This window comes from Pseudomonas sp. 210_17 TE3656, from assembly GCF_054821965.1.
The window spans coordinates 925202-944839 of the sequence record NZ_JBTRBC010000001.1 but is presented as its reverse complement, the minus strand read 5'-3'; the positions used below and the strand labels follow the sequence as shown (position 1 = coordinate 944839).

The window sequence follows — 19638 nt, the reverse complement described above, 5'->3', positions numbered from 1 at the left end:
ATCTCCTCAGGCCAGCTGCGCAGCGGCAGGTGCAGTGGCGGCTACCGGGGCACGCACGGTGCGCCAGGTGTTCCAGGCCATCAGGAACATGCCGGTGAGGAAGATCGCCCCGCCGACGAAGCGCACGATGAAGCCAGGGTGGCTGGCCACCAGGGTTTCGACGAAGGAGTAGGTCAGCGTGCCGTCGGCGTTGACCGCGCGCCACATCAGGCCCTGAGCGATACCGTTGACCCACATCGAGGCGATGTAGAGCACGGTGCCGATGGTGGCGAGCCAGAAGTGCGCGTTGATCAGGCCCAGGCTGTACATCTGCTCGCGGCCGAAGACTTTCGGGATCATGTGGTACAGGGCGCCGATCGAGATCATCGCAACCCAGCCCAGAGCGCCGGCGTGTACGTGGCCGATGGTCCAGTCGGTGTAGTGGGACAGGGCGTTAACGGTTTTGATCGCCATCATCGGACCTTCGAAGGTCGACATGCCGTAGAACGCCAGCGAGACAACGAGGAAGCGCAGGATCGGGTCGCTGCGCAGCTTATGCCAGGCGCCCGAGAGGGTCATCATGCCGTTGATCATGCCACCCCAGCTCGGGGCCAGGAGGATCAGCGACATGATCATGCCCAGCGACTGTGCCCAGTCGGGAAGGGCGGTGTAGTGCAGGTGGTGAGGACCTGCCCAGATGTACAGGGTGATCAGTGCCCAGAAGTGCACGATCGACAGGCGATAGGAGTACACCGGACGCTCGGCCTGCTTGGGCACGAAGTAGTACATCATGCCGAGGAAGCCTGCGGTCAGGAAGAAGCCCACGGCGTTGTGGCCGTACCACCACTGGACCATGGCGTCAGTGGCGCCACCGTACAGCGAGTAGGACTTGGTCAGGCTGACCGGCAGTTCCAGGTTGTTGACGATGTGCAGGATCGCCACGGTGATGATGAATGCACCGAAGAACCAGTTGCCCACGTAGATGTGCTTGGTGGTGCGCTTCATCAGGGTGCCGAAGAACACCACGGCGTAGGCGACCCAGACAATGGTGATCAGGATATCGATCGGCCATTCCAGTTCGGCGTACTCTTTGGAGCTGGTGAAGCCCAGCGGCAGGCTGACCGCGGCAAGCACGATCACCAGTTGCCAGGCCCAGAAGGTAAACGCGGCAAGGCGTGGTGAGAACAGGGTGGTCTGGCAGGTGCGCTGGACCGAGTAGTAGGAGGCGGCGAACAGCGCGCAACCACCGAAGGCGAAGATCACCGCGTTGGTGTGCAGCGGGCGCAGGCGCCCGAAGCTGGTCCAGGGGAGGTCGAAGTTGAGCGAAGGCCAGACGAGTTGCGCGGCAAGAAAAACGCCGAGCCCCATCCCGACGATTCCCCACACCACCGTCATAATGGCGAATTGGCGGACCACCTTGTAGTTGTAGGCGGTACTGCTGGTTGTGTTCATGTATGGGTTCCCATCCACGGTTATAGGCAGGCTAAATAGCGAGGTAAGCATGAGTAATGGGCAAGTGGCCGGTATTGACGGGGATCAATGGGCGCGGTTGATCGAAAACCGTGGCTGGCGCTGGAATGCCCCGCAAAATCAGGGGGATGGCGAACATTTGCGCTGTCTGATCCTGGCCCATGGCGCGGGTGCGCCGATGGACAGCGGGTTCATGGAAGAAATCGCGCAAAGGCTGGCGGCACAAGGGCTGGGGGTGGTGCGCTTCGAGTTTCCTTATATGGCGCAACGGCGCCTCGATGGTGGCAAAAGGCCCCCAAATCCGCAGGCCAAGCTGCTCGAATGCTGGCGCGAGGTGTATCAACAGGTGCGACCATTGGTCACTGGGACGCTGGCCATTGGTGGCAAGTCCATGGGCGGGCGAATGGCTAGCCTGCTGGCCGATGAGCTGGGGGCGGATGCACTGGTGTGCCTGGGCTATCCCTTTTATGCCGCCGGCAAACCGGAAAAACCGCGGGTAGCGCATCTGGCCGGGCTGAAGACGCCGACGCTGATCGTCCAGGGCGAACGCGATGCGTTGGGCAATCGGCAGACGGTGGAAGGCTATGAACTATCGCCAGCGATCGAGCTGTGCTGGCTGGAAGCGGGGGATCATGATCTGAAGCCGTTGAAGGTTTCGGGGTTCAGTCAGGGGGATCATCTGGCGACGGCGGCGCAGAAGATCACGGCGTTTGTGCGGTGATGGGTGTAGGAGCGGATTCATCCGCGATGGGGCGCGTAGCGGCCCCAAAAATGGGCCTGCTACGTAGGCCATCGCGGATGAATCCGCTCCTACAGGTCAGTGCAGCACCGGGCTCAGCCGCGGTATTCGCACAGGTAGGCGGTATCCACGGCCACCTTCAGCTGGAACTTGCTGTTGGCCGGCACGTTGAACTGGCTGCCTGCCGAGAAGGTTTCCCAGTTGTCGCTGTCAGGCAGCTTGACGGTCAGGGCGCCGGACACCACATGCATGATTTCACGCTGGGCAGTGCCGAATTCGTACTCGCCGGGGGCCATTACGCCAACCGTGGCCGGGCCTTCGGCGGTGCCGAAGGCGATCGACTTGACGGTGCCATCAAAGTACTCGTTGACCTTAAACATGGGCGACTCCTGAAAAGGGGCTGAAAAGGTTGGCCAGTATGCCCAAGGCGCCTGGCGCCGTCATCCGCTTTCAGGTGCCATTGGCCGGGAGGGTCAGGGGCAGCAACCGCGCGGTATTGCGGGCATCTTCCAGCGCGCGGTGCTGCTGACCGCTGAACTGCAGGCCAGCCAGTTGCAAGGCGCCGTTGAGGCCGAGTGGCCGTTGCAGTTGACGCGTCTTGGCGAAGCGTTGCTTGAGGTTGATGTGCGGCAGGTCGGCGAGCACGCTGTGCAACTGATGCAACTGCCACTCCTGCAGCAATTGCTGACGGTCATAGTCGCCCCAGCTGACCCAGGCCTGCAGATGCCCGCGATGATGGCCGATCCAGCGTTCGAACTGTCCCCACACTTCTGCGAAGGAGGCGGCCGCATCGACATTGGCCTGGCTGATATGCGTCAGCTCACGGCAAAAAGGCGTCAGTTGCGGGCGCCGCCGTGGTTTGACGAAGCGCTGGAAATGATCGACCTCCCGGCCTTGCCGATTGACCAGCGTCGCACCGATTTCGATAACTTCCATATCCGTGACCGGCCAGCCCCCATCGTCTGTGGTTGCTTCCAGGTCGATCACCAGCCAATGCCCCATAGTAGGCTCCCTTGCAAGACTCGCTAGAGCGTAGCCAAACTTCAACGCTTGGGGTATCCCCTGGCCTTTTGCCGGTAACTGGAATTTGGCACAATCGATGGTTGTACAGCGCCAGGAAAACGCCTAGCTTAGGCGGATTCCGGTTAAAACCCGCAAAGAGTGTGTTGCTTTGACTCCAACGCCCATGCCACAGGCTGTGTCTTTCCTGTTCATGCTCGCCACCCTGTGGCTGGCGTCGCCGGTCCAGGCATTCGAGGAAATCGAGGTCAAGGTCGGTGCCGCGCATTTCCCTCCTTATACTGTGCGTCCCGAGAAGGGCGCCGAGACCGGGCTGTTGCCGCAATTGGTCGAGGCCTTGAACAACGCCCAGCAGCACTACCGTTTCGTCCTGGTACCTACCTCGATTCCGCGTCGATTCGGCGATTTCCGCCAGGGGCGCACCGACATGGCGATTTTCGAGAACCCGCAGTGGGGCTGGAAGAACATCGACCATGTAGCAGTCGATATGGGCCTGGAAGATGCCGAGGTATTCGTCACCCATCTGCAACCAGACCGTGATGAGCGCTATTTTGCCGACCTCAAGGGCAAGCGTCTGGCCCTGTACAGCGGTTATCACTACGCCTTTGCCGGTTTCAATCCGGACCCGCAATACCTCGCCGATCACTACAACGCGACCTTGACCTATTCCCACGACAGCAACCTGCTGATGGTTCAGCGCGGTCGGGCCGATGTCGCCCTGGTGACCCGCTCCTACCTCAGCGATTTTCTCGCGCGCAATCCGAAAAGCGTCGGGCAGTTGCTGATATCCCATCGGGTCGATCAGGTCTATCACCATTACGCTTTGTTGCGCCCCGGCGCGCCGATCAGTGGTCCGGCTTTTGCCGGTCTGTTGCAACTGTTGCGCGACAAGGGCGAACTGTTGCGGATCTTCCAGCCTTACCGCATCAGCGTCAGCACCCCTCAGGCAAACTAAATTTCCCCCGGGCGGCCACGTTCACAAAGGTGAGCATCTTTCCTTCGTGAGCCAAGATCATGCCCTTCGACACTGCTTCGCAATCCTTATCCTTACCCCGCTGGCATAGCCTGGACGCCGATGAAAGTGACTGCCACCTGAGCCTTGTGCTTGAAGGCAGCCCGTTGATCCGGGTGCGCCTGGTGCGTGGTGAAACGCTGCACGTCCACCTTGAAGAGTTTGCCCACGAGCGGCCACAGCAAGCCTTGTGGGCGGCATGCTATTGGCTGTTCGCCCGCGACCCCGGTTGCCAGCGTCTGACCTGGCACCTGAGTCCGGCACCGGCCGACGCGCTGCTCAGCGGTTTGCTGGTCGAGCAAGCCCAGAACGGGGTGTACAGCTGTGAAAGGACGCAGTTCTGGCAATTGCCGCAGCCCTGGTTAGGCCAGGCGTTTGCCGGTGTCTACCCGCAACAGATGCAGATCACAGAAGGCAAGCGCCATCCGCGCCGCGCGCCGAAACCACGGGGTGAGGTGTATCGTCGTTTCGATGCACGCCTAGGGGCCTGGGTGTCGCTGCGTACCCTGGAAATCGATACCGATCTGGAGCGTTTCAACCGCTGGCAGAACAACCCGCGGGTCCTGAATTTCTGGCAGGAGGGCGGCAGCCTCGAGCAGCACCGTGACTACCTGAACAAGCTGCAAGCCGATCCTCACAGCCTGACGTTGATCGGTTGTTTCGACGATCAGCCATTCGCCTACTTCGAAGCCTATTGGGCCAAGGAAGACCGCATCGCTCCTTTCTATGCAGTCGATGACTATGATCGTGGCATTCACATGCTGGTCGGTGAAGAGCATCAGCGTGGGCCGCATAAAGTTGCCAGCTGGTTGTCGGCCCTGGTGCACTATCTGTTTCTCGACGACCCGCGCACCCAGCGAGTGGTGGCCGAGCCGCGTGCCGACAACAGCAAGATGATCGGCTACATGCACGATCAGTGTTTTCATTGCGAAAAGGAATTCGACTTCCCGCATAAGCGCGCGGCTTTGATGATCCTGGGGCGGGAGCGGTTCTTCGAGCGTTGCAAGCTGGCGTGATCTGCAAGCTGCAAGTTGCAGACGGGGAGTGCGCAACTTGCAGCTTGCAACGTTTAAGTCCTCTGATTTGAAACTTTGCGGCAATGCACCATGGCGTCACGGATCATGAAGTTGACCAGGGTCGGTGAGACGCCCAGTTCTTTGGCGATGTCTTTTTGTGCAACGCCGTGCAGGCGATACATCTCGAAGGCATAGCGTGTGCGCTGCGGCAACTCGTTCAACGCGTCGGCGATGTGCTCCAGGGTGGCGAAGTTGATATGCGTGGCTTCGGGCGAGGCGCCCTGGACGACCACGTTCAGGCCTTCTTCTTCGCTGCCGGAGTACTTGAGCTCCATGGACTGCTTGCGATAGTGATCGATGGCCAGGTTGCGCACGATCTGGAACAGGTAACTCAGCTGGGCCTTGAACGAGGAGGTGATCTGCGGCGCAGAGCTGAGCCGAAAGAAAGCGTCCTGCACCACATCTTCAGCGCGGGAGCGACAGCCAGTGATGCGCGCGGCGATCTTCACCAGAATGCTGCGGTTGTCGACAAACGCCTGGAGTAACGGTGAATCGCACTTACCTGTGGATAGTTGTTCCGCCATGGAAATCACCTTGTCTCTAAGAGGGAGGGGGAGCACTCCAAGCCGGGAGGCTTCCTACGACGTGCGACAAGCTATTCTTAATGATAATTGTTGTCAAATGAGAAAAGTAATTAGTACCGAGGTGGTTTGGTTATAAGTCCGAGCCTGTGATCCACTTCAAAAAAGCCACCGCCCCGCGCCCCGCCCAAGCTGCAGCCAACGCTTAATTATTTGCCCTGGCCATCCGTTCCTCTGTGTACATCACCCGGCGCTCGGCAGGCGCAACGTGCAAGCGCATAGCCGCTACGCGCCACTGTCGAGCCCTGATTTCACGTACAGACTCTGGCAGGAACCCTCCCATGACGGACGCCTTCGAACTCCCGGTTACGCTGGTCCAGGCACTGGCACAACGTGCTGCGCAAACCCCGGAGCGGGTTGCCTTGCGCTTTCTGGCCGATGACCCGCAAGAGGAGGCGGTGCTGACCTACCGGGAGCTGGACCTGCGTGCGCGGACCATTGCCGGCGCCTTGCAGGCGCGTACGACTTTTGGTGACCGCGCCATCCTGCTGTTTCCCAGCGGAGCGGATTACGTAGCCGCCTTCTTCGGCTGCCTGTACGCCGGGGTCATTGCCGTGCCGGCATACCCGCCAGAGTCTGCCCGTCGTCATCACCAGGAACGTCTGCTGTCGATCATCGACGATGCCGAACCGCGCCTGCTGCTGACCACCAGCGCCCTGCATGACAGCCTGCAGGCCCTGGAGGTGCTGGCCGAGGAGGCTGCGCCGCAGCTGCTGGCGGTCGATCATCTGGACACAGCACTGGCCGATGCCTGGCAGGCACCCGCGCTGCAAGCCGATGACATCGCTTTCTTGCAATACACCTCCGGGTCCACGGCGTTGCCCAAGGGCGTGCAGGTCAGCCACGGCAATCTGGTGGCCAACGAGGTGCTGATCCGCCATGGCTTCGGCATCGACCTCAACCCGGACGATGTCATCGTCAGCTGGTTGCCGCTGTATCACGATATGGGCCTGATTGGCGGTTTGCTGCAACCGATCTTCAGCGGTGTGCCTTGCGTGCTGATGGCCCCGGCCTACTTTCTCGCCCGCCCACAGCGTTGGCTGCAGGCGATCAGCGATCACGGCGGCACCATCAGTGGCGGCCCCGATTTTGCCTATCGGCTGTGCAGCGAGCGGGTCAGCAGTGCGGCGCTAGCCAAGCTCGACCTGAGCCGCTGGCGGGTGGCCTATTCCGGTTCCGAGCCGATCCGTCAGGACAGCCTCCAGGCCTTTGCCGAGAAGTTCGCTGACTGTGGCTTCAGCGCCCAGAGCTTCTTTGCCAGCTATGGTCTGGCGGAGGCAACCCTGTTTGTCAGCGGCAGTAGCCGTGGCCAGGGTATTGCTGCGCTGACCCTGGATGCCGGTGCCCTGGCACGCAACAGCGCCGAACCTGGCCATGACTCGGTGCAGATGAGTTGCGGGCGCAGCCAGCCCGGGCATGGCGTGCAGATCGTCGATCCGCAGCAAATGACGGTGCTGGGCGACAATCAAGTTGGCGAGATCTGGGCCTGCGGTCCGAGCATTGCCAAAGGCTACTGGCGCAACCCGCAAGCGACTGCGCAGACCTTTGTCGAACAAGGCGGACAGACCTGGTTGCGCACCGGCGACCTGGGCTTTGTCCGTGAGGGGGAGTTGTTTGTCACCGGCCGGCTCAAGGACTTGCTGATTGTACGGGGGCACAATCTCTACCCGCAGGATCTGGAGAAGACCCTGGAGCGTGAAGTCGAGGTCTTGCGCAAAGGCCGGGTGGCGGTGTTTGCCGTCGATGACCAGGGCGAGGAGGGCATTGGTGTCGCCGTCGAAATCAGCCGCAATGTGCAGAAGATCGTCAGCCCGCAAAGCCTGATCAAGACCTTGCGTCAGGTCATTGCCGATGCCTGCCAGCAAGCCCCGGCGGTGGTCCTGCTACTCAACCCGGGGGCATTGCCGAAGACTTCCAGTGGCAAGCTGCAGCGTTCTGCCTGCCGGCTGCGGATCAATGATGGCAGCCTCGACTGCTATGCGCGTTTCCCGGATGCCCGGCAATCGGTGGCGGTCGCGCAAGCGCTACAAGGCAACCCGTTGCACAGTCTGATCGCGCGCTTGTGGTGCGAGCAACTGGGCGTGGAGCAGGTCGCCGACGATGACCATTTCTTCCTGCTTGGAGGCAACTCGATTGCCGCCACCCAGCTAACCGCCCGCCTGGGTGATGAACTGGACCTGCAGTTGAGCCTGCGCGTGCTGTTCGATGCGCCTCTGCTGGGCGATTTCTGCAGCGCTGTCGCCGCCGCGCAGCAGGCGGGCGTGGCGCAGGGGACGATCGAGCGCCTCGCCCGTGCCCAGGCGTTGCCGCAGTCACTGGCGCAAAATCGGTTGTGGCTGCTTTGGCAATTGGAGCCGCAGAGCGCCGCCTATAACATTCCGGGGGCGCTGCGTTTGCGCGGCGAGCTGGACCAGGCGGCGCTGCAGTCCAGCTTCCAGGCCCTGGTCGAGCGTCATGAATCTCTGCGCACGGTGTTTGCCGAGATTGATGGCCAGGCGCTGCAGCGTATCCTGCCCGCGCTTGAGCTCACTGTGCAGCACCTGGACCTGAGCGACCTCGACAGCGAAGCAGTACTGGCGCGACGTGAAGCCGAAGCGCAGCAACCGTTCGATCTGCAAACCGGTCCATTGCTGCGGGTGACCCTGGCGCGCCTGGACAGCGAAGCGCATCAGCTGTGGGTCACCATGCACCACATCATTGCCGATGGCTGGTCGATGAATATCCTCATCGACGAATTCTCGCGTCTGTACGCCGCCCACTGCCAGGGGCAACAGGCCGAGTTGCCGGCATTGACCCTGGATTATGCCGACTATGGCAGCTGGCAACGGCAATGGCTGGCCGAGGGTGAAGCCACACGGCAACTGAGCTACTGGCAGGCGCAACTGGGCGATGAACAGCCGGTGCTCGACCTTGCCACCGACCACCCGCGTTCCAGTCAGCAGCACCAGTCGGCTGCACGCCTGAGCCTGCGGGTGCCGACGGCGTTGACCGAGGCGCTGCGCAGTACCGCCCGCCAGTACGACAGTACCCTGTTCATGATCTTGCTGGCCGGTTTCCAGAGCCTGCTGCACCGCTACAGCGGTCAGGCCGATATCCGTGTCGGGGTGCCTAATGCCAACCGTCCACGCCTGGAAACCCAGGGGCTGGTCGGCTTTTTCATCAACACCCAGGTCCTGCGTGCCCGGTTCACCTCGCGCCTGTCGTTCGCCGACCTGCTGGCCCAGGTCCGGCAGACAACCCTGCAAGCTCAGGCTCATCAGGACCTGCCGTTCGAGCAATTGCTGGCAGCCTTCCCGGATGCTCGTGAGCAGGGCCTGTTCCAGGTCATGTTCAACCACCAGCAGCGCGATCTGAGTGCTTTGCGCCGCCTGCCCGGGTTGCTCGCCGAAGAGCTGCCATGGCACAGCCGCGAGGCCAAGTTCGACCTGCAACTGCACAGCGAGGAAGACCACCAGGGGCGCCTGTCGCTGTCCTTCGACTACGCCAGCGAGCTGTTCGACGCCGCCAGCGTGCAGCGTCTGGCCGCACACCTGCTGAGCTTGCTGGAGCAGGTCTGTGCGCTGCCGACGTTAGCGATCGGCGACCTGCAACTGCTCGATGCGCAAGCGCGTGAGCAACTGCTGCAGTGGGGGCAGGCACCGGCGCCTGCAGCGCAACAGTGGGTCGTCGAGCAACTCAATGAGCAGGCACGGCTGACGCCGCAGCGTACTGCGCTGGTGTGGGAGGGCGGCGCGCTCGACTACGCCGGCATGCACCAGCAGGCCAACCGCCTGGCCCATTATCTGCGCGACAAGGGCGTCGGCCCGGATGTCTGCGTGGCGATTGCCGCCGAACGTTCGCCGCAGTTGCTGATCGGTGTGCTGGCGATTCTCAAGGCCGGTGGCGCCTATGTGCCGCTGGACGTCGATTACCCGGGCGAACGCCTGGCTTACATGCTCGCCGACTGTGGTGCGAGCCTGTTGCTCAGCCACAGCGAGGTGCTGGAGCGCCTGCCGCAAGTGGATGGGGTCAGTGCCATTGCCATGGATCAGCTCAATCTCGACAGCTGGCCGTGCCAGCCACCGGGGCTGCACCTGCACGGCGATAACCTCGCCTATGTGATCTATACCTCCGGCTCCACCGGGCAACCCAAGGGCGTCGGCAACACCCATGCGGCACTGGCCGAACGTCTGCAGTGGATGCAGGAACGCTATGCGCTGGATGAGCACGACGTGCTGATGCAGAAAGCGCCGATCAGCTTCGACGTTTCGGTCTGGGAGTGCTTCTGGCCGCTGGTCAGTGGCTGCAAACTGGTACTGGCAGGCCCCGGCGAGCACCGTGATCCACAGCGTATTGCCGCGCTGGTGCGCGAGCATGCCGTGACCACCTTGCACTTTGTTCCAGCCTTGCTGCAGGTCTTTGTTCAAGAGCCACTGGCGGCGAGCTGCACCAGTTTGCGCCGTCTGTTCTCCGGCGGTGAGGCGTTGTCTGCCGCACTGCGTGACCGGGTGCTGCAAGTGCTGCCGCAGGTGGCGCTGCATAACCGTTATGGCCCGACCGAAACCGCGATCAACGTCACTCACTGGCAGTGCAGCGAGGCCGATGGCGCGCGCTCGCCGATTGGCCGGCCGTTGGCCAACGTCGTTTGCCGGGTTGTCGATGAGGAGTTGCAGCTCACTGCCCCGGGCGTTCCGGGCGAGTTGTTGCTCGGTGGGGCCGGGCTGGCACGCGGCTATCTCGGCAGGCCGGGGCTGACTGCCGAACGTTTCGTGCCGCACCCGGAAGGTGATGGCCAGCGTCTCTACCGCAGTGGTGACCGGACGCGCTGGGTGGCGTCGCTGGGAGCCCTGGAGTACCTGGGCCGGCTTGACCAGCAGGTGAAACTGCGCGGCTTTCGCGTCGAGCCTGAGGAAGTGGAGGCCTGTCTGCTCAACCAGCCAGGTGTTGAGCAGGCGCTGGTGCTGATTCGCCAGACCGTCGCCGGGGCGCAACTGGTTGGCTATTACAGCGGCGTGGAAAACAATGCCGGACTGTTGGCGGCATTGGCAGAGCAACTGCCGGCCTATATGGTCCCGGCGTTGTTGATGCACCTGGCGCAGATGCCCCTGGGCCCAAGCGGCAAGGTCGAGCGCAAAGCACTGCCGGAACCGCTCTGGACCACCCGTGAACACATCGAACCGAGCACCGCGCTGCAACAGCAGATCGCGGCGATTTGGCGCGAAGTGCTGGGGCTGCAACAGGTCGGCCTGCAGGACGACTTCTTTGCCCTCGGCGGCCATTCGCTGCTGGCGACCCAGATCATTTCTCGCACCCGCCAGGCGTGCAACGTCGAGTTGCCGCTGCGGGTATTGTTCGACGCCAGCGAGCTGGGCGCATTTGCCCGCGAGGTCGAACGTATACAGCACAGCGGCGCACATAACCTGCAGGGCGAGATCGCGCGGATCGACCGTCGCCAGGCTGTGCCGTTGTCTTACTCCCAGCAACGCATGTGGTTCCTCTGGCAGATGGAACCGGACAGCCCGGCCTACAACGTCGGCGGTATGGCCCGACTGCGTGGGGTGCTGGATGTCAGCCGCTTCGAGCAGGCCTTGCAAACCCTGATCGTGCGCCATGAGACCCTGCGCACCACCTTCCCGAGCATCGACGGCGTGCCATACCAGTGCGTGCACAGCGACAGCACGCTGCAAATGCACTGGCAGGATTTTTCCGCCGACAACCCCGCCCAGCGCGAGCAGCGTCTGCAGGCCTTCGCCGATGAGCAGGCGCATCAACCCTTCGACCTGGAGCGCGGCCCGCTGCTGCGTGCCTGCCTGGTCAAGGCCGACGAGCATGAGCACTATTTTGTCCTGACCTTGCACCACATCGTCACTGAAGGCTGGGCCATGGACATCTTCGCCCGCGAGCTGGGCGAGCTGTACGAAGCCTTTGTCGATGAGCGTGAATCGCCGCTGCCGGCGTTGCCGGTGCAGTACCTGGATTACAGCGTCTGGCAGCGCCAATGGCTGGAGGCCGGTGAAGGCCAGCGTCAGCTGGATTACTGGAAAACCAGGCTTGGTGATGAGCACCCGGTGCTGGAGCTGCCCACCGACCGTCCACGGCCAGCACTGCAAAGTCACCGTGGCGAGCTCTATCGCTTTGACCTCAGCCCGCAACTGGCAGCGCGGGTTCGCGCCTTCAATGCCGAGCGCGGCCTGACCCTGTTCATGACCATGACGGCAACCCTGGCGGTGCTGCTCTATCGCTACAGCGCACAGCAAGACCTGCGCATCGGCGCGCCGGTGGCCAACCGCATCCGTCCGGAAAGCGAGGGGCTGATCGGCGCCTTCCTCAACACCCAGGTGCTGCGCTGCCAGCTCACTGGGCAGATGCGCGTCGCTGAGCTGATCGATCAGGTCCGCCAGACCGTGATCGAAGGCCAGTCGCACCAGGACCTGCCGTTCGATCAACTGGTCGAAGCCTTGCAACCTGCGCGCAGCACCGCCTACAACCCGTTGTTCCAGGTGATGTGCAACGTGCAGCGCTGGGAGTTCCAGCAGAGCCGGCAATTGTCGGGCATGCAGGTGGATTACCTGGTCAACGACGCGCGGGCGACCAAGTTCGACCTCAACCTGGAAGTCACCGACCTCGACCGGCGTCTGGGCTGCTGCCTGACCTACAGCTGCGACCTGTTCGACGAGCCGCGCATCGCGCAGATGGCGGCCCACTGGCAGAACCTGCTGGCGGCCATGCTCGACAATCCCGAGCAGCGCCTGTGCGAGTTGCCGATGCTGGCCAGCACTGAACAACAGCAGCTGCGTGCCAGCCTCGAAGGCGACCTTGATGCAGACCTGGGGCAGACCATCGAAGGCCTATTCAGTGCGCAAGCGGCACTTCAGCCACAGGCCCTGGCACTAACCTTTGCCGCTCAGCACCTGAGCTATGCCGAGCTGGACGCCCGGGCCAACCAGTTGGCCCGGGTCCTGCGCGAGCGCGGGGTGGGCCCGCAGGTACGGGTAGGCCTGGCAGTGGAGCGCTCGCTGGAAATGGTCGTGGGCTTGCTGGCGATCCTCAAGGCCGGTGGCGCCTATGTGCCGCTGGACCCGGAGTACCCGCTGGAACGCCTGCACTACATGATAGAAGACAGCGGCATCAGCCTGTTGCTGGGGCAGCGCAGCCTGTTCGCGGCGCTGGGCGAACTGCCGGACTGGGTCGATCGCTGGAGCCTGGAAGACGACGGGCCAGCGCTGGCCAATGTCAGTCGCGAGCCGCTGATCACACAGAGTCTGCCGGGCCATCAGGCCTACCTGATCTACACGTCAGGCTCCACCGGCAAGCCCAAGGGCGTGGTGGTCAGCCGTGGCGAGATCGCCATGCATTGCCAGGCGGTCATCGAACGTTTCGGCATGCGTAGTGACGACTGCGAACTGCACTTCTATTCGATCAACTTTGACGCCGCTACCGAGCGCTTGCTGGTGCCGCTGCTGTGTGGCGCGCGTGTGGTCTTGCGCGCCCAGGGGCAATGGGACGCCGAAGAGATCTGCACCTTGATTCGCGAACAGCAGGTGTCGGTTCTCGGCTTTACCCCGAGCTATGGCAGCCAACTGGCGCAGTGGCTGGCCAGCCGCAACGAGACCCTGCCGGTGCGCCTGTGCATCACCGGTGGCGAAGCCCTGACCGCTGAGCACCTGCAGCGGATCCGCCAGGCGTTCACGCCACAGCAGTTCTTCAACGCCTATGGGCCGACCGAAACCGTGGTCATGCCGCTGGCGTGCCTGGCGCCGGAACAGTTGCCAGCCGGTGCCGGCAGCGTGCCGATCGGCAGCGTGGTCGGTGCCCGGGTGGCGTACATTCTCGATGCCGATCTGGCGCTGTTACCCCAGGGCGGTATCGGCGAGCTGTATGTCGGCGGCGCCGGCCTGGCCCAGGGTTACCATGAACGGCCGGGGCTCAGTGCCGAACGCTTTGTCGCCGACCCGTTCAGTACTCAAGGCGGGCGCTTGTACCGTACCGGCGACCTGGTGCGTCAGGGCGCCGATGGGCTGGTCGAGTACGTTGGCCGAATCGACCATCAGGTGAAGATTCGTGGTTTCCGTATCGAACTGGGGGAAATCGAGACGCGCCTGCTGGAGCATCCAGCGGTTCGCGAGGCAGTCGTGCAGGCCCTGGACATGCCGGGCGGCAAACAGTTGGTCGGTTACCTGGTCTGCGATCAGGCTCATGGCGATAGCGCTGTGCAGGCTGTGCTGCGTGATGCACTGAAGGCCCAGCTTCGACTGCACCTGCCGGACTACATGGTGCCCAGCCATCTGGTACTGCTGGAGCAGATGCCACTGATGGGCAATGGCAAGCTTGACCGTCGTGCCCTGCCTGCACCTGATCTGGAGCACGGGCGTGAGCACTATGAAGCACCGCGCAGTGTGCTGGAACAGCAGCTGGCCGACCTCTGGCGCGATGTGTTGAACGTGCCGCGGGTCGGCTTGCAGGACAACTTCTTCGAACTGGGTGGTGACTCGATCCTGTCGATCCAGGTGGTCAGCCGTGCGCGTCAGGCAGGGCTGCATTTCACCCCGCGCGACCTGTTCCAGCACCAGACCATCCAGACCTTGGCCAGTGTGGTGCGCCGCAGCGACGACAACCCGGTCGATCAAGGGCCACTGAGTGGTCGTGCGGCGCTGACGCCGATCCAGCACTGGTTCTTCGACAGCGATGTAGCGCAGCCCCAGCACTGGAACCAGGCGGTATTGCTGGCGCCGGCCGAGCGTCTGACGCCCAAGGCGCTGGAGCAGGCCTTGCAGCAACTGGTCGAACATCACGACGCGCTGCGCCTGCGCTTTAGCGCGCCGGATGGCCAGTGGCAGGGCGACTATGTTCAGGGTGAAAGCCGTGAGCTGTTCTGGCAGGTGTCGGTCAACAGCTTTGCCGATTGCCAGCCGCTGTACAGCGACGTGCAGCGCAGCCTGGACCTGGGCAACGGTCCACTGTTGCGGGCGTTGCTGGTCGAAGACGTTGAGGGGCAGCAGCGCTTGCTGTTAGCGATCCATCATTTGGTGGTTGATGGGGTGTCGTGGCGGGTGCTGCTTGAGGATTTGCAGGCGCTTTACCGTGGCCAGGCATTGGCGGCCAAAACCCGCGCCATGAGCGATTGGGCCACACGCCTGCAGGCCTATGCCGGCAGTGATTCATTGCGCGAAGAACAGCACTGGTGGCAGAACCAACTGAGCGCCGCTCACCGTGAACTGCCATGCGACCATCCGCAAGGGACGAACCTGCACAAGCAGGCACACACCCTGAGCTTGCGCCTGGATGCCACACAGACCCGGCAACTGCTCAAGGAAGCGCCAGCGGCCTACCATACTCAGGTCAACGACCTGTTGCTGACCGCCCTGGCCCGGGTGCTGTGCCGCTGGAGCGGCGACACTTCGGTGCTGGTGCAACTGGAAGGCCATGGCCGGGAAAACCTCTTCGAGGACATGGACCTGACCCGCAGTGTCGGCTGGTTCACCAGTGCCTATCCATTGAGCCTGAGCCCTGCGGCTGACGCCGGTGCGTCGATCAAGGCAATCAAGGAACAACTGCGTCAGGTGCCGCACAAGGGCCTGGGTTACGGCGTGCTGCGTTACCTCGCCGATACTGCGGTACGCGAAAGCATGGCGGCCTTGCCGCAAGCGCGGATCACCTTCAACTACCTCGGCCAGTTCGACCAGCAATTCCAGGCCGATGCGCTGTTCCAGCCGGTGGATGAAGCAGCCGGCGAGGCCCATGACCCGGAGGCGCCGCTGCCCAACTGGTTGAGTGTCGATGGCCAGGTCTACGCCGGTGAATTGCAGCTGCGCTGGACTTTCAGCCGTGAGCGCTATGAGCAACGCACCATTGAGCAACTGGCCGAGGCTTATAAAACCGAACTGCTCGGCCTGATCGAGCACTGCCTGAACCCCGGCAACGGCAGCTTCACGCCTTCGGACTTCCCCCTGGCGCAACTGACCCAGGAGCAGATCGACAGCCTGCCCGTGCCTGCGGCGCAGATCGAAGATGTGTACCCACTGACGCCCATGCAGGAAGGGCTGTTGCTGCATACCCTGCTTGAGCCCGGCACCGGCATCTACTACATGCAGGACCGCTACCGGATCAACAGCGCCCTCGACCCGCAGCGCTTTGCCCAGGCCTGGCAAGCGGTGGTTGCGCGCCACGAAGCCCTGCGTGCGTCGTTCAGCTGGAACGCTGGCGAAGCCATGCTGCAGATCATCCACAAACCGGGCGGTACTGCGCTCGACTATCTGGACTGGACCGACATCAGCGAAGTCGAGCAGGAAGTGCGCCTGCAGGCCCTGCACAAGCGGGAGCGCGAAGCAGGCTTCGATCTGCTGCAACAGGCGCCGTTCCACTTGCGTCTGATCCGCGTCGGTGAGGACCGCTACTGGTTCATGATGAGCAACCACCACATCCTCATCGATGCCTGGTGCCGCTCGTTGCTGATGAACGATTTCTTCGAGCTGTACATGGCCCTGGGCGAAGGCCGCGAGGCGCAGTTGCCAGTGCCGCCGCGCTACCGCGACTACATCAGCTGGCTGCAGCACCAGGACCTCGACGCTGCGCGTCAGTGGTGGCGCGACAACCTGCAGGGCTTCGAGCGCAGCACCGCGGTGCCGAGCGACCGGCCGCTGCTGCGTGATCATGGCGCCGAGAACGCCGGGATGATCGTCGGTGACTGTTACACCCGCCTTGATGTGACTGAAGGGGCGCACCTGCGTGAGCTGGCCCAGGCCCATCAGTTGACCGTCAACACCTTTGCCCAGGCGGCCTGGGCGCTGGTATTGAGCCGTTATAGCGGCGAGCGCGACGTGCTGTTCGGGGTCACCGTGGCCGGTCGTCCGGTGAGCATGCCGCAGATGCAGCGCACGGTCGGGCTGTTCATCAACAGTATCGCCCTGCGCGTGCAACTGCCGGCGGCGGGTCAGCGTTGCAGTGTGCGCCAATGGCTCAAGGGCTTGTTCGAACGCAACATGGAGTTGCGCGAATACGAGTATCTGCCGCTGGTGAGCATTCAGGACTGCAGTGAGCTGCCCAAGGGCCAGCCATTGTTCGACAGCCTGTTCGTGTTCGAGAACGCTCCGGTGGAAGTCTCGGTACTGGACCGTGCGCAACACCTGAATGCCAGCTCCGACTCCGGTCGCACCCACACCAACTTCCCGCTGACTGCAGTCTGCTACCCCGGCGATGACCTGGGGCTGCACCTGTCGTTCGATCAGCGCTATTTCGACACCTCGACGGTCGAGCGCTTGCTGGCCGAGTTCAAGCGTCTGTTGCTGGCCCTGGCCGATGGTTTCCACGGCGACATGAGCGAGCTGGCGTTGCTGGGTGAACAGGAGCGCCGTTTGCTGTTGGAAGACTGCAACCGCAGCGAACGGGATTACCCGCTGGAGCAGAGTTACGTAGCGCTGTTCGAGGCGCGGGTCGCTGTCCATCCGCAGCGTACTGCCGCACGGTGTCTGGAACAGTCGATCAGCTATACGCAGCTCAATCGCCAGGCCAACCGCCTGGGGCATGCGCTTTTGGCTGCCGGGGTGAGTATCGACCAGCCGGTGGCGCTGCTGGCCGAGCGCGATTTGCCGTTGCTGGGGATGATCGTCGGCAGCTTCAAGGCGGGTGCCGGGTACTTGCCGCTTGATCCGGGCTTGCCGACGGCGCGCCTGCAACGCATCGTCGAACTCAGCCGTACGCCAGTGCTGGTCTGCAGTCAGGCCTGCGCCGAGCAGGGCCGCGCGCTGCTGGATGAACTGGCCTGCGCGGGGCGGCCGAAGTTGCTGGTCTGGGAGCAGGTGCAGAACGCCGAGCTATCCGAGGTCAACCCAGGCATCTACAGCGCCCCGGACAACCTCGCCTACGTGATCTACACCTCCGGCTCCACGGGCTTGCCGAAGGGCGTGATGGTCGAGCAGCGCGGCATGCTCAACAACCAGTTGAGCAAGGTGCCGTACCTGCAACTGGACGAACACGACGTGATTGCCCAGACCGCCTCGCAGAGTTTCGACATTTCCGTCTGGCAGTTCCTCGCCGCGCCGTTGTTCGGTGCTCAGGTGGCGATTGTGCCCAACAGCATTGCCCACGATCCCCAGGGCCTGCTTGAGCACGTTCAGGCCTGCGGGATCACGGTGCTGGAAAGCGTGCCGTCACTGATCCAGGGCATGCTCGTCAACGAGCATCAGCAACTCGACGGCTTGCGCTGGATGCTGCCAACCGGGGAGGCGATGCCACCCGAGCTGGCGTCGCAGTGGCTGCAGCGCTATCCGCAGATCGGCCTGGTCAATGCTTACGGCCCGGCAGAATGTTCCGATGACGTGGCGTTTTTCCGTGTCGATGCCGCTTCGACCCGAGGCAGCTATCTGCCAATTGGTACGCCGACCGACAACAACCGCCTGTACCTGCTCGGTGACGATCAGCAACTGGTGCCACTGGGGGCCGTCGGTGAGCTCTGTGTGGCCGGTACCGGCGTCGGGCGCGGTTATGTCAGCGACCCGCTGCGCACCGCCCTGGCATTCATTCCGCATCCATTCGGGGCAGCGGGCGAACGCCTGTACCGCACAGGTGACCTGGCGCGGCGCCGTGCGGATGGCGTGCTCGAATACGTCGGGCGCATTGACCATCAGGTGAAGATCCGTGGCTACCGTATCGAGCTGGGTGAGATCGAAGCGCGCCTGCATGAACAGGCCGAGGTGCGCGACGCAGCGGTGGGGGTTCAGGAAGGGGTCAATGGCAAGCATCTGGTGGGCTATCTGGTGGCCAGCGATGCGGCAGCGGACAGCAGTGTACTGCTCGACCTGATCAAGCAACGCTTGCGTGCTGAACTGCCCGAGTACATGGTTCCGCTGCACTGGGCCTGGCTCAAGCAACTGCCGCTCAATGCCAACGGCAAGCTCGACCGCAAGGCGCTGCCAAGCGTTGATTTCGCCGCTCAGCAGAGTCAGGACTTCCTCGCTCCGCGCAACGAACTGGAGCAGACACTGGCGACGATCTGGGCCGAGGTGCTCAAGGTCGGGCAGGTCGGGGTGCGCGACAACTTCTTCGAGTTGGGCGGCCACTCCCTGCTGGCTACGCAGATCGCTTCGAGGGTGCAGAAGGCGCTGCAACTGAACGTGCCGTTGCGGGCGATGTTCGAGTGCAGCACCGTTGAGGCGCTGGCGAGCTACGTGGAAGGCCTCAAGGCCAGTGAGCTGAGCGACGACAAGGTCGACCGGCTCAGTGACCTGATGGCCGAGCTTGAGGCGCTCTAGTGGCTAGGCGGTGGTGGGGCAGGTACGTTGCAGGTCGTGTTTGAGCAACACGACCGAGGCGGCCAGCAGCACGGCGTCCTTGATCAGAAAGGACGTCGAGCTACCCATGGCCGGAAAGCCGCCGGCGCTGCTCTCCCAGCCACCGGGAGTGCTCAGGATCAGGGTCAGGGTGGTCAGGTAGGTGATCGCCGAACCGAGCGCCCCGGCCACCGCCCAGCGCGGTTGCCAGAAACCGATCAGCAACGCGGCGCCGATTGCCCACTCGGCTACGCCAAGGGCATAGCTGGCGCCCTGGATCCCGAAGGCGGGATGCATCCAGGACAGCAATGGACTGTTGTCGATCAGCGGAATGAGCGCCTGGGCTTCATAGGCGAACCATTTGGTGTAGCCGAAACCGATGAAAATCACGATCAGGCTCAGGCGTAGCAACGTGATGTCGAGGGAAGAGCGCACAAAGGCGTTGAGGTAGGCGGGGCGGGTCATGGAGAGTTCCTTTTCGGTTAGGGGTACTCTCCAGACGCCTTGCTCGTGCTGG

General features: G+C 63.0%; 9 protein-coding genes. 4 read left to right on the top strand and 5 right to left on the bottom strand.

The window, feature by feature from the left end; translation table 11 throughout:
* Positions 1-6: 6 nt before the first annotated feature.
* The gene (gene ccoN, locus ACVI9W_RS04465) at positions 7-1431 is read right to left on the bottom strand and encodes a cytochrome-c oxidase, cbb3-type subunit I (RefSeq protein WP_422417989.1); all 1425 of its coding nucleotides are present in this window, start codon (positions 1429-1431) and stop codon (positions 7-9) included.
* Between the two features lie 49 nt (positions 1432-1480).
* On the opposite strand from ccoN, the gene ACVI9W_RS04460 reads away from it, so the two are divergent.
* The gene (locus ACVI9W_RS04460) at positions 1481-2170 is read left to right on the top strand and encodes an alpha/beta family hydrolase (protein WP_461529317.1); all 690 of its coding nucleotides are present in this window, start codon (positions 1481-1483) and stop codon (positions 2168-2170) included.
* Positions 2171-2283: 113 nt separating this feature from the next.
* Here the strand turns inward: ACVI9W_RS04460 and ppnP are convergent, their stop codons facing one another.
* Complete coding sequence (gene ppnP / locus ACVI9W_RS04455; protein WP_010225980.1) at positions 2284-2568, bottom strand: pyrimidine/purine nucleoside phosphorylase; 285 nt, start codon at positions 2566-2568, stop codon at positions 2284-2286.
* 70 nt (positions 2569-2638) lie between these two features.
* On the bottom strand, positions 2639-3190 hold the full coding sequence (locus ACVI9W_RS04450) for a 3'-5' exonuclease (RefSeq protein WP_461529316.1): 552 nt from the start codon (positions 3188-3190) through the stop codon (positions 2639-2641).
* 169 nt (positions 3191-3359) lie between these two features.
* On the opposite strand from ACVI9W_RS04450, the gene ACVI9W_RS04445 reads away from it, so the two are divergent.
* On the top strand, positions 3360-4163 hold the full coding sequence (locus tag ACVI9W_RS04445; RefSeq protein WP_461529315.1) for a substrate-binding periplasmic protein: 804 nt from the start codon (positions 3360-3362) through the stop codon (positions 4161-4163).
* A 59-nt stretch (positions 4164-4222) separates the two neighbouring features.
* A complete protein-coding gene (locus tag ACVI9W_RS04440; protein WP_461529314.1) occupies positions 4223-5236 on the top strand; it encodes a GNAT family N-acetyltransferase in 1014 nt (337 codons plus the stop codon).
* 53 nt (positions 5237-5289) lie between these two features.
* Here the strand turns inward: ACVI9W_RS04440 and ACVI9W_RS04435 are convergent, their stop codons facing one another.
* The gene (locus ACVI9W_RS04435) at positions 5290-5820 is read right to left on the bottom strand and encodes an RNA polymerase factor sigma-70 (RefSeq protein WP_038613161.1); all 531 of its coding nucleotides are present in this window, start codon (positions 5818-5820) and stop codon (positions 5290-5292) included.
* A 338-nt stretch (positions 5821-6158) separates the two neighbouring features.
* Between ACVI9W_RS04435 and ACVI9W_RS04430 the strand changes: the two genes are divergently transcribed.
* On the top strand, positions 6159-19103 hold the full coding sequence (locus ACVI9W_RS04430; RefSeq protein ID WP_461529313.1) for a non-ribosomal peptide synthetase: 12945 nt from the start codon (positions 6159-6161) through the stop codon (positions 19101-19103).
* A 3-nt stretch (positions 19104-19106) separates the two neighbouring features.
* On the opposite strand, the gene ACVI9W_RS04425 is transcribed toward ACVI9W_RS04430, so the two are convergent.
* Entirely contained in the window at positions 19107-19586 is a 480-nt protein-coding gene (locus tag ACVI9W_RS04425; protein ID WP_461529312.1) for a YkgB family protein, read from the bottom strand.
* Positions 19587-19638: the final 52 nt, after the last annotated feature.

What these genes read in the sequence shown, in the direction of transcription:
- ACVI9W_RS04435 (WP_038613161.1), bottom strand. Translation starts at nt 5,820, where the DNA reads ATGGCGGAACAACTATCCACAGGTAAGTGCGATTCACCGTTACTCCAG.
- ACVI9W_RS04450 (WP_461529316.1), bottom strand. Translation starts at nt 3,190, where the DNA reads ATGGGGCATTGGCTGGTGATCGACCTGGAAGCAACCACAGACGATGGG.
- ppnP (WP_010225980.1), bottom strand. Translation starts at nt 2,568, where the DNA reads ATGTTTAAGGTCAACGAGTACTTTGATGGCACCGTCAAGTCGATCGCC.
- ACVI9W_RS04460 (WP_461529317.1), top strand. Translation starts at nt 1,481, where the DNA reads ATGAGTAATGGGCAAGTGGCCGGTATTGACGGGGATCAATGGGCGCGG.
- ccoN (WP_422417989.1), bottom strand. Translation starts at nt 1,431, where the DNA reads ATGAACACAACCAGCAGTACCGCCTACAACTACAAGGTGGTCCGCCAA.
- ACVI9W_RS04425 (WP_461529312.1), bottom strand. Translation starts at nt 19,586, where the DNA reads ATGACCCGCCCCGCCTACCTCAACGCCTTTGTGCGCTCTTCCCTCGAC.
- ACVI9W_RS04430 (WP_461529313.1), top strand. Translation starts at nt 6,159, where the DNA reads ATGACGGACGCCTTCGAACTCCCGGTTACGCTGGTCCAGGCACTGGCA.
- ACVI9W_RS04440 (WP_461529314.1), top strand. Translation starts at nt 4,223, where the DNA reads ATGCCCTTCGACACTGCTTCGCAATCCTTATCCTTACCCCGCTGGCAT.